General features: G+C 72.4%; 12 protein-coding genes and 1 pseudogene. 8 read left to right on the top strand and 5 right to left on the bottom strand.

The features are described 5' to 3' along the window. Window positions 1-352 (top strand): HAD family hydrolase (locus MCBG_RS34205; RefSeq protein ID WP_043327172.1); only part of this gene is annotated, 352 nt, incomplete at its 5' end. 28 nt (window positions 353-380) lie between these two features. Next, a pseudogene (locus tag MCBG_RS17695) lies at window positions 381-768 on the top strand (cold-shock protein). On the opposite strand, the gene MCBG_RS17690 reads toward MCBG_RS17695, so the two are convergent. From MCBG_RS17690 to MCBG_RS17675, 4 genes are all read right to left on the bottom strand, one after another. Next, window positions 729-1,559 carry a 1,4-dihydroxy-6-naphthoate synthase gene (locus MCBG_RS17690; RefSeq protein WP_043327170.1) on the bottom strand — a complete coding sequence of 277 codons (831 nt, stop codon included), beginning with the start codon at window positions 1,557-1,559 and terminating at the stop codon, window positions 729-731. The pseudogene MCBG_RS17695 and the gene MCBG_RS17690 overlap by 40 nt on opposite strands. Window positions 1,560-1,593: 34 nt before the next feature. Continuing rightward, window positions 1,594-2,304 carry a TetR/AcrR family transcriptional regulator gene (locus MCBG_RS17685; RefSeq protein WP_043327168.1) on the bottom strand — a complete coding sequence of 237 codons (711 nt, stop codon included), beginning with the start codon at window positions 2,302-2,304 and terminating at the stop codon, window positions 1,594-1,596. A gap of 65 nt (window positions 2,305-2,369) precedes the next feature. Continuing rightward, window positions 2,370-2,846 (bottom strand): phosphorylase family protein, encoded by a 477-nt coding sequence (locus tag MCBG_RS17680; protein WP_369799313.1) that lies wholly within the window; start codon window positions 2,844-2,846, stop codon window positions 2,370-2,372. Continuing rightward, window positions 2,843-4,456, bottom strand: coding sequence for an MFS transporter (locus MCBG_RS17675; protein WP_043327166.1), 1,614 nt, complete (start codon window positions 4,454-4,456; stop codon window positions 2,843-2,845). Before MCBG_RS17675 ends, MCBG_RS17680 begins: the two co-directional genes overlap by 4 nt. 87 nt (window positions 4,457-4,543) lie before the next feature. Between MCBG_RS17675 and MCBG_RS17670 the strand changes: the two genes are divergently transcribed. Continuing rightward, entirely contained in the window at window positions 4,544-5,383 is an 840-nt protein-coding gene (locus MCBG_RS17670) for a DUF3027 domain-containing protein (protein WP_043327164.1), read from the top strand. Between the two features lie 4 nt (window positions 5,384-5,387). Here MCBG_RS17670 and MCBG_RS17665 read toward each other — a convergent pair whose 3' ends face one another. After that, window positions 5,388-5,651, bottom strand: a complete 264-nt coding sequence (locus MCBG_RS17665; protein ID WP_030503567.1) for a DUF2530 domain-containing protein — start codon at window positions 5,649-5,651, stop codon at window positions 5,388-5,390. Between the two features lie 92 nt (window positions 5,652-5,743). Between MCBG_RS17665 and MCBG_RS17660 the strand changes: the two genes are divergently transcribed. The 5 genes from MCBG_RS17660 to thpR all read left to right on the top strand — a co-directional run bounded on the left by MCBG_RS17660 (window position 5,744) and on the right by thpR (window position 10,244). Beyond that, on the top strand, window positions 5,744-7,225 hold the full coding sequence (locus MCBG_RS17660) for an NCS2 family permease (protein ID WP_043327162.1): 1,482 nt from the start codon (window positions 5,744-5,746) through the stop codon (window positions 7,223-7,225). Between the two features lie 61 nt (window positions 7,226-7,286). Then, on the top strand, window positions 7,287-7,736 hold the full coding sequence (locus MCBG_RS17655; protein ID WP_030503565.1) for a MarR family winged helix-turn-helix transcriptional regulator: 450 nt from the start codon (window positions 7,287-7,289) through the stop codon (window positions 7,734-7,736). A gap of 68 nt (window positions 7,737-7,804) precedes the next feature. Next, window positions 7,805-9,091, top strand: coding sequence for an MFS transporter (locus MCBG_RS17650; RefSeq protein WP_043327160.1), 1,287 nt, complete (start codon window positions 7,805-7,807; stop codon window positions 9,089-9,091). Between the two features lie 75 nt (window positions 9,092-9,166). Then, the gene (locus MCBG_RS17645; protein WP_030503563.1) at window positions 9,167-9,676 is read left to right on the top strand and encodes a hypothetical protein; all 510 of its coding nucleotides are present in this window, start codon (window positions 9,167-9,169) and stop codon (window positions 9,674-9,676) included. 4 nt (window positions 9,677-9,680) lie between these two features. Continuing rightward, entirely contained in the window at window positions 9,681-10,244 is a 564-nt protein-coding gene (thpR, locus tag MCBG_RS17640; RefSeq protein WP_043327158.1) for an RNA 2',3'-cyclic phosphodiesterase, read from the top strand. Window positions 10,245-10,291: the final 47 nt, after the last annotated feature.

The raw sequence follows: 10,291 nt of genomic DNA, 5'->3' as shown, positions 1-10,291 counted from the left end.
GCGCGCGGTGCAGGCGCGCGGCGGCCGGACGATGGTGGTGACCGCGAAGATCGGCCGGCTGGCGAAGCTGCACCTGGACCACCTCGGGCTACCGGTGGACGAGCTGGCCGGGGACGTGTTCGCCGAGCAGAAGGCGGTCGCGTTGCGCGAGCACGGCGCGACGCTCTACGTGGGTGACCACGTGGCCGACATGGCCGCCGCGCGAGCTGCGGGAATCCCAGGCGTGGCAGTGGCGACCGGTCCCTGCTCGGTCGACGAACTGACCGAGGCCGGGGCGTACCTGGTGCTTGATGATCTCGTCGAATTCCCGAGGGCGCTGGACCGGATCATCGGGCTAGCCTTGGAGGGGTAGACGGTTCGAGTGGAGCGGGGTTCAACAGGTGCCGACGGGTCGAGTGAAGTGGTACGACGCCGCCAAGGGGTACGGGTTCGTCACCAGTGACGAGGGTGGCGACGTGTTCCTGTCGAAGGGCGCGCTACCCGGCGGGTGTCGCCGACCTGAAGGGTGGCCAGCGGGTCGATTTCAGCGTCGTGGACAGCCGGCGGGGCGCCCAGGCGATGGGGGTCAAGCTGCTGGAGGCGCCGCCTTCGGTGGCGGAGCTGCGCCGCCGGCCGGCCGAGGAGTTGCACGGCCTGGTCGAAGACATGATCAAGGTGCTGGAGGCGAAGGTCCAGCCGGACCTGCGCCGGGGTCGCTTCCCGGATCGGAAGACCTCCCAGAAGATCGCTCAGCTGGTCCACGCGGTGGCGCGCGAGCTGGAGGTCTGAGGGACGAGCCCGGCGTCGGCGGCCCGGCCCAGCAGCGCCTCCACGGCGGCGAAGCCGGCCTCACCCAGGTCGGCGGTGAATTCGTTGACGTAGAGGCCGATGTGCCGGTCCACCACGTCGGGCTCCATCTCCTGCGCGTGCGTGAGGACGTACTCGCGGCTCGCAGCCGGGTCGGCCCACGCCTGGCGTACCGACTCGCGGATCCAGGCGGCGGCCTCGGCCGGGTCGACAGCGCCTCGGCGGGCCAGGATCGCGCCCAGCGGGATCGGCAGCCCGGTGTCGCCCTCCCACCACTCGCCCAGGTCGACGAGCGCGGTCAGCCCGTGCCGCGGGTAGGTGAAGCGCGCCTCGTGGATCACCAGGCCGGCGTCGTACCGGCCGGCGGCCACGCCCGGCATGATCTCGTGGAACGGCACCACCTCGATGCGCGCCGGCGCCTGGTCGGCCGCCCAGAGCCGGAACAGCAGGTACGCGGTGGTCCGCTCGCCGGGCACCGCCACCGTCGCGCCGGACAGGTCGGTCCGGTCGCCGCGGGTCAGCACCAGCGGGCCGCAGCCCCGGCCGAGCGCGCCGCCGCAGGGCAGCAGGTGGTAGTCGTCCAGCAGCCAGGGCAGCGCCGCGTAGCTGACCTTCACCAGGTCGAACGCGCCCCGCTCGGCGGCCGTGTTGGTCACGTCGACGTCCGCGTAGGTCACCTCGACCGGCGGCGCGCCGGGCACCCGGCCGTGCACCAGGGCGTCGAAGACGAACGTGTCGTTGGGGCAGGGGGAGATCGCCAGGGAGAGCGCCACGTCCCCACCGTAACCCCGGGGGCCGGGCCGCCCTTCACAGCGTCCGGTGTGACGTCCAGCCGCCCCGGTGCAGCCGTTCGATGCCGTCGAGCAGCAGGTCCAGCGCGAACTCGAATTCGAACTGGTCGTCGCAGCCCGGCCCGACGACCGAGTCGCCGTCGTGCGACGCCGCGGTGGCGATCGCCGCGAGGTTGGGGAATCGGGCGGCCATCTCCGGCGGCAGGTCGGCCGGTGGCTCGGGCACTGTCGCGCCGGACCGGCCGGCCTGCCGGGTGGCGTCGAACAGTTCCTGGCTGAAGCCCAGCACCCGGCTGCCCATCGCGTGCATTACGTGGTGGGCGAGGTCGGTGGAGAACCCTCCGGCGCGCAGCGCCCCGACGGTGGAGTCGAGGTACGCCAGCACGGCCGGCGTCGCCGTGCTGCGGGACTCGATCGCCAGCGGCGCCCAGGGGTGGCGCAGCAGCACCTGTCGCGCCGAGAGGATGCGCCGCCGGATCGCCTGCTTCCAGTCACCGGCCTCCGGCGGATCGATCTCCGCGACCACGACGTCGATCATGCCGTCGACCAGTTCGTCCTTGTTCGCCACGTGCTTGTAGAGCGCCATCGGCACGACGCCCAGGTCTTGGGCGAGGTTGCGCATGCTGAGCGACTCGATGCCGGTCCCGTCGGCGAGCGCGACGGCGGCACGCAGGATCCGGTCCCTGCTCAGCGGTGCCCGGCGCACCTTCTCCGCCTGCTTCGGCATGTGGTTCCTCGCCTTCCCGGGGGCGGTTGTCACAGTATCCGCCTTGACGGGTGTACGGCGTACACCTAGCCTGGTCCCATCGAGGTGTACGCCGTACACCTGGGGTGGTGCCGACCAGCCGCCCCCGGCAGGGCGGCCCGCAGCCCGGCCAGCAGGCCCGGATCGGCGGGCACGATCCGGCCGCCGCCCAGCAGCTCGGGGGGCATCCCCAGGTCCTCGACCGGGATGAACCCGCCGGGCGACTCGGCGCCCAGGTCGGCGGCGACACTGCGGTCGGCGAGCACCGTGCCGCCCACCGCGACCCGGCCGACGAAGCCACCGGCGATGCCGGCGCTGACCACCGCCCGGTACGGCCGCCCGGCCGCCTCGGCCAGCGCCAGCAGCCGTGCCGTGGCGGCAGCGGCGACAGCCGGGCCGACACCGACCGGCAGCACCGTCACGTCCGGCGGTGCCGTCCCGTCCGGCGCGGCGGATGCGGTCAGGCCGGCGCGGATCGCCTCGGCCTCGGCGGGTACCGCCGTGACCACGAGCAGCCCGGTCACGCCACCGGCCCCCGGGGGTCGCGCCGCTCGGTGTCCTCGACGCCGCCGGAACCGCCCACCGATGAGGAGGGCCGGTAGATGTGGAAGCCGGGCGGCGCGAGCCCGTCGTCCTCCGGCGGGCCGGCACGCTGAGGCGCCGGTGACGTGGGCGCCGGGTCGTCGAACGAGGTGGTGGCCGGTTCCGCGGCTCGGGTGGCCTGCTCCGCCGCCAGTTCCTCGTCGCCGAGCGGCCGGCCGACCAGGTGCTCACCCCGCAGCTTGCCGGCGACCAGCACGCCGCGTACGGCCACCAGCGCGGCCACCACGGCGGCGACGGTCACCCCGATCAGCCCGGTGAACGGCACCAGCCCGAGCCCGCCCCCGGCTACGAACGCGAGCATCAGCGCGGTCTCCGAGTGCGCGAACGAACTGGCCCGCAGCCGCTCCGGGATGCGTTCCTGGATCGAGGCGTCCACCGTCAGCTTGGCGATCCCGCTCATCATCGCCGCCACCAGGCAGAGCAGCGCCACCATGGGCAGGGAGAACTTCAGCGCGGCGAGCACCGCCACGCCGGCCACCACTATCGTGCCGCTGGACTGGAGCGCGGTCGGCCGGTGGATGCGCAGCCGGGTGCCGATCGCGGTGGCCAGGAACGTGCCGACGGCCAGCGCGCCGCCGACCAGGCCCAGCGCGCCCTGGGCGCCGAGGTCACGGCCGAAGAAATCGGTGGTCAGGTCGCCGGCCTTGATGGCGAAGGCCAGGAAGAGCAGCAGGAAGCCGTAGAGCCCGCGCAGCGCCGCCGCGCCGATCAGCGTGGCGATCACCAGGCGGCCGGCCGGGCGGCCCCGGCCCAGCGGGCGCTCGCCATCACGGCGGCGCATCGCGCGCAGCGGGTGCGGCATCCGCTCCGGCGGCTCGGAGTCGGCCTTCGGCGGCAGCCGCAGGGAGATCACCATGCCGACCAGGAAGATCACCGACGCGACCCGCAGCGGCCACTGCGGCCCGAACCAGAACGCGGCCAGCCCGATCGGCGCGACGAGCGCGCCCGCCACCGTGCCGTAGACGCTCGCCCGCGCCCCGACCTGGGACAGTCCCAGGCCCTCGGGCAGCAGCCGGGGGACCGCTGCCGAGCGGGCCACGCCGTACGCCCGGGAGAGCGCGAGCACGCCGAACGCCGCCGGGTAGAGCCCGAAGCCGCCGATGTAGTCGGAGATCAGCCAGGCCAGGAACGCGCGGCCGAGCATGGTGGTGGCCAGCGCGTACCGCCGGCCGTGGCGGAAGTGGTCGAGCAGCGGGCCGACCACCGGGGCGAGCATGGCGAACGGGACCATGGTCACCAGCAGGTAGAGGGCGACCTTGTTGCGTGCCTCGCCCAGCGGCACGTCGAAGAAGATCGTCCCGGCCAGGCCGATGGCGATGAGCGTGTCGCCGGCGCAGGAGAGGGCGTGCAGGTCGAACAGCCGGACCATGCCCACCTCGTTGCCGGCGCTGCGGGCCCGGGCGGTGCCGGCGCGGCGGGTCATCCAGCGCCCGCCGTGCAGAGACCCGCGCAACAGCAGCCGGGTGGCGCGGATGCCGGTGCCGACGGTCCGCCCCAGAAAGGAGCGGCCGGAGCGGGAGGACAGCGCCATGCGTCCCATCCTCGCCCATTCGATCCACGCGCGCCGCATCACCCGCGGAGAACGACTCCGGGGAGTGCCTGTCACCCGTGGACCGGCATGGGGAACAATGGTCCGGTGACCAGGCCCGCCTCCGCCCGCGCTCCCCGGCTCGACCAGGTCTGCGCCGCCGCCGTCGAGGTGGCCCGCGACGCCATCACCGAGGTGGAGCCGACAGACATCGGCGACCATCTCCAGGCCGTCGCCGAGGGCGACCGGGTCGTCACCCACTACTTCGAATGCCGGATGGCCGGTTACCGCGGCTGGCGCTGGGCCGTCACGGTGACCCGGGTGCCGCGCAGCCGGCACGTCACCATCTGCGAGACGGTGCTGCTGCCCGGCCCGGACGCGCTGCTCGCCCCGGGCTGGTTGCCCTGGCAGGAGCGGCTCAAGCCGGGCGACCTGGGCCCGGGCGACCTGCTGCCCACCCCGGCCGACGACGAGCGGCTCGCGCCCGGCTACCTGCTCTCCGACGACCCGGCGGTCGAGGAGACCGCCTGGGAGCTGGGGCTGGGCCGGGCCCGGGTGCTGTCCCGGGAGGGGCGCGCCGAGACCGCCCAGCGCTGGTACGACGGTGACCACGGCCCGGACGCCGCGATCTCGACGGCCGCGCCGGCCGCCGCCCGCTGCGGCACCTGCGGTTTCTACCTGCCGCTGGCCGGGGCGCTGCGACTGGCCTTCGGCGCGTGCGGCAACTTCTACGCGCCCGACGACGGCCGGGTGGTCAGCGCCGACCACGGGTGCGGCGCGCACTCGGAGACGCTTGTGGAGACGCCCGAGACGCCGGTCGAGGAGCTGCCCACCGTCTACGACGACAGCGCGGTCGAGGCCATGACGGTCAGCCGGGCCCCCGGGTCGGTCGAGGCGTCCGAGCCGGCGGAGCCGTACGGCCACCCCTGACCGGTCAGCGCGGCCGCTGCGCGGCGGCCGCGCGTCGGCGACGCCGGTTGGCGTCGTGCCGCATCATCACCGCCAGGCCGGGAAAGCCCCACAGAAAACCGGCCAGGCAGGTCCAGAGCCAGTTCTGACGCCCGGACTCGGTGAGCCAGTCCCGGAAGAAGATCAGTAGCACCAGACCGGCCACCGCCCAGGCGATCAGCCCGGCGACGGCGAACGGCACCATCGGCGGGTCGAGCGGCTCCGGCCGCGGCTGTTGCTCCTGTGACACCGGCCCAGCCTACGTGATCGTTCTTCCCTGCCCGCCAGGTGATCTGGGACGATGCGCGCGACAAAACCCGGCCGATGACCAGATGAGGAACCATGTCCATTGCTCCACCGCCGGATCACGGCACTCCGCCCGATCCCGCGCATCCACGTAACGGCTTCGACCGCTTCTTCCTGATCTCGGCACGCGGGTCCACGCTGAGCCGGGAGCTTCGGGGCGGTTTCGCCACGTTCTTCACGATGGCGTACATCGTGGTGTTGAACCCGCTGATCCTGGGCAGCGGGAAGGACGGCGACGGCCGTTCGCTGGCGATTCCGGCGCTCGCCGCGGCGACCGCGCTGGTCGCCGGCCTGATGACCATCCTGATGGGCGTGGTGGCCCGGTTCCCGATCGCGCTCGCGGCCGGCCTGGGTGTGAACGCGCTCGTCGCGTACGAGATCGCGCCCCAGATGACCTGGGCGGACGCGATGGGCCTGGTGGTCATCGAGGGTGTGCTGATCGGCATCCTGGTGCTCACCGGACTGCGTACCGCGGTGTTCCGGTCGGTGCCGACGCAGCTCAAGACCGCGATCGGCGTCGGCATCGGTCTGTTCCTGACCATCATCGGCCTGGTCGACGCCGGGTTCGTCCGGCGCGTGCCGGACGCCGCGAACTCCACCGTGCCGGTCGGGCTGGGTATCAACGGCAAGATCGTCAGCTGGCCGATGCTGGTCTTCGTGGTCGGCCTGCTGATCACGCTGGTCCTGGTGGTACGCCGGGTCCGGGGCGCGATCCTGATCGGCATCCTCGCCTCCACCGTGCTGGCCATCGTGGTCGAGGCGATCGCCAACGTCGGCCCGTCCTTCGTCGACGGCAAGCCGAACCCGAAGGGCTGGGCGCTGAACGTGCCCGAGCTGCCGAAGCAGATCGTGGACGTGCCCGACCTGTCGCTGCTGGGCCAGTTCAACGTGCTGAACTCGTGGAGCCGGGTCGGCTGGCTGGTGCCGCTGATGTTCATCTTCACGCTGCTGATCACGGACTTCTTCGACACCATGGGCACGATGGTCGCGATCGGCCAGGAAGGGGACATGCTCGACGAGACGGGCACCCCGCCGAAGGCCAAGGAGATCCTGCTCGTCGACTCGATCGCCGCCGCGGCCGGTGGCGCCGCCTCGGTGTCCAGCAACACGTCGTACATCGAGAGCGCCGCAGGTGTCGCGGAGGGCGCCCGGACCGGCGTGGCCAACCTGGTCACCGGCAGCCTGTTCCTGCTGGCCATGTTCCTCGCGCCGCTGTCGTTGATCGTGCCGTTCGAGGCCGCGTCGACGGCCCTGGTGGTGGTCGGCTTCCTGATGATGACGGCGGTCCGCACGATCGACTGGACCGACTACGAGATCGCCATCCCGGCGTTCCTCACCATCGCGCTGATGCCGTTCACCTATTCGATCTCCAACGGCATCGGGGCCGGCGTGATCAGCTTCGTGCTGCTGAAGGTGGCGAAGGGCAAGGCCCGGGAGGTCCACCCGCTCCTGTACGGGGTCGCCGCGCTGTTCATCGTGTACTTCCTGCGCGGGCCGGTCGAGTCCGTGTTGCTCTGACGCTGGTGAGCCTGGTCATAACGCGTGTCGTTAGCCAGGCTCATTAGTTAAGCTAACTACCGTGACGGAGCGGACGGTGACGGCGAAACGCGTGCCACCGGCGCAGCTGGCCCCTCAGCTGCGAGATGCGATCACCCGGCTCAACCGGCGGGTCCGACAGGCCCGGCCGGTCGGCGACCTCACAGTCACCCAGCTGTCGGCGCTCACCAGCCTCAACCTGGCGGGCGCCCTCACACCACGGGAACTCGCTGATGTCGAACGGGTGCAGCCGCCCACGATGACGAAGATCGTCGCGAAGCTGGAGGAGCGGGGCCTCGTGCAACGCACCCCCCACCCGACCGACGGACGGCAGGTCATCCTGGCGGCTACCGAAGGGGGACGGGCCGTACTCGACCAGTTCGAGCGGGCCCGCAACGAGTGGCTGGCCACCCGGCTGGCCGAGCTCACCGAGGACGAACGCGAAACGCTACGGCGCGCCGCGGACATCCTCCAGGGCATCGCTCGCGCCTGACACCGCCGCCCGCGGTTCGCTTCGTCAGCTGTGGATGAAGCGTACCGACGCAAGGAGGCGCACCTAGAGTGCAGGCCAAATTGAGCACGATGTTCCAGTCCCTACGGGTCCGTAACTACCGACTCTTCGCCACCGGGCAGCTGATCAAACTGATCGGCGTCTGGATGATGTTCATCGCCCAGGACTGGCTCGTGCTCGAGCTCAGCGACAACTCGGCGACCGCGCTCGGCGTGGTCACCGCGTTGCAGTTCACGCCCGTGCTCCTGCTCACGCTGCTCTCCGGACGGCTCGCCGACCGCTACGACAAGCGGATGCTGCTCTTCGTCGCCAACGCGTTCTGGACCGTGCTCGCGCTGGCCATGAGCGTCCTGGTCCTCACCGGCCTGGTGCAGCTCTGGCACGTCTTCACGTTCGCCGCCCTGCTCGGCGTCTCCAACGCGGTCGAGACACCGGTCCGCCAGGCGTTCGTCTCCGAGCTGGTCGGCATGCCGCTGCTGCCGAACGCGCTCTCGCTCAACGCGGCAGTGTTCAACTCCGCCCGGATCGTCGGCCCCGCCGTCGCCGGCCTGGCCATCGCCGCCGTCGACGTCGGCCCGGTCTTCCTGGTCACCGCGCTCAGCTCGATCGCCCCGCTGGTCAACGTGGTCCGGATGCGTACCGAGGAACTGCACCGCAAGGACCTGCCGCCGGTCGGCGAGCGGGACCAGGCCCGGGTGGTCGACGGCCTCCGGTACGTGGCACGCCGCCCCGACATCCTGCTGCCGATGGTCCTCATGTCGGTGATCGGGATGAGCCTGTTCAACTTCCAGCTCACCCTCGCCGCGCTCGCGAAGACCGTGTTCAACACCGGCGCCGCCTCGTTCGGCCTGTTCAGCACCGCGCTCGCGGCCGGTGCGCTGGTCGGGGCGCTGGCCGGCACCGGACGGCGCAGCCGGCCCTCGGTCTGGCTCGTGCTCGGCGCCGCGATCGGCTGCGCGGTCTTCGGCACGCTCGTCGGGCTCGCCCCGGCGTACTGGCTGGTCGTGGCGCTGCTGCTGCCCGCCGGGTTCTTCATGATCTACTTCGCCCAGGCCGCCAACCAGCGTGTCCAGCTCGGTGTCGACGCCTCCTTCCGGGGACGGGTGATGGCGCTGTGGGTGCTGGTGTTCCTGGGCACCAACCCGGTCGGCGCGCCGCTGATCGGCTGGGTCGCCGAGCGCTACGGCGCGGGCGCGAGCATCTGGGCCGGCGGCCTGATCTCGCTGACCGCCGCGCTGCTGGCGCTCACCTGGCAGCTGCGCCGATCCGGCGCCCGGCTGCGGATGCGGGTGCTCCCGATGCCCCGCTTCTACGTCGTGTCGCCCGGAGCCAAGTAGCCCCGATAGCCGGTCGTACCGGCCCGATTACCCAAACGGGTGGCGGGCCGGTGCGGCAGGGCTTAGCGTCGATGTGTGGAAGTGGGGCAGGGACTGCTGCTGGCGCTGGCGATCCTCGCCGTCTGCTGCCTACCCGCCCTGTTCGCGCTGCTGTTCTGCGCTGACGAGATCATCGACCGGGTCGCGTGCGGGTGGGCCGAGTGGCGGGAGCAGCGCCGGGAACGCCGTACCATCGCGCGGCTCGACCGGGCCATCGAGGCCGAGGCGCTGACCCGCGACATCGACCTCACCGAGTTCGACCGGGACGGCCGACGGCCGCTGGACCAGCTCGCCACCGACCTGCGCCGCCTCGGCGGCCACCGGCTCGCCGCCAACGACCGCAGCGTGGTGTGGCACGGCGCGGTCATCGAGGCGTACGACGAACGGCTGCGCGCCGCCTGCCGGGCGCTCGGCATCGACGAGCACCTGGCCGAACTGGACGGCGTCGACCGGGAGATCGAACGGGTACGCGTCGAAGGGCTGCTGCACGCCGCCGGGCTGACGTTGCCGGCTGCCCGCGCCGCGCACCACCAGCGGCACCGCTGACCTGGTGCGTCTCTTCGCGGCGATCTACCCACCTGCCGTGGCGGTCGCCGACCTCACCGCCCGGGTCAAGGGCCTGCGGGTCGCGGCCGCCCGCCACGCCCGGCTGGCCGATCCGGCGGACCTGCACCTCACGCTGGCCTTCCTCGGCGAGGTGCCGGACGTCCGGCTCCCCGACGTGAAGTACGCGCTCGCCTCGGCCGCCCGGACGGCACGCTCGCCACTGCTGCGCCTCGCGGGCGGAGGCTGCTTCGGTCAGGGCCGGTCCACAGTGCTCTGGGTCGACGTACGCGGCGACGTCGAGGCGCTCGACGCGCTGGCCCGCTCGATTCGCGGCGGGCTGCGCGAGGCCGGGCTGCCTTGCGACGACAAGCCGTTCCGGGCGCACCTGACCATCGCCCGCCCCGGCGACCGGGTGCCCGAGGCCGACCTCCACGCCGACCGGGACACCCTCAACGGGTACGCCGGCCCACAGTGGTCGGCCGGTGAGGTGATGCTGACCCGCAGCCACCCGGGCCGTACGCCCCGCCACACGCGCATCGCCGCGTGGGCGCTGGCGCCGGCGCGTTGATGCGGGCGGCGTGCTAATTCGGCGGCGTGTTAAGAAGGGGCCCCTTC

The organism is Micromonospora sp. M42 (genome assembly GCF_000568915.1).
GTDB classification, from domain to species: domain Bacteria; phylum Actinomycetota; class Actinomycetes; order Mycobacteriales; family Micromonosporaceae; genus Micromonospora; species Micromonospora chalcea.
Note: the sequence above shows the minus strand (reverse complement) of the source record. Positions and strands in the feature narration are given on the sequence as shown.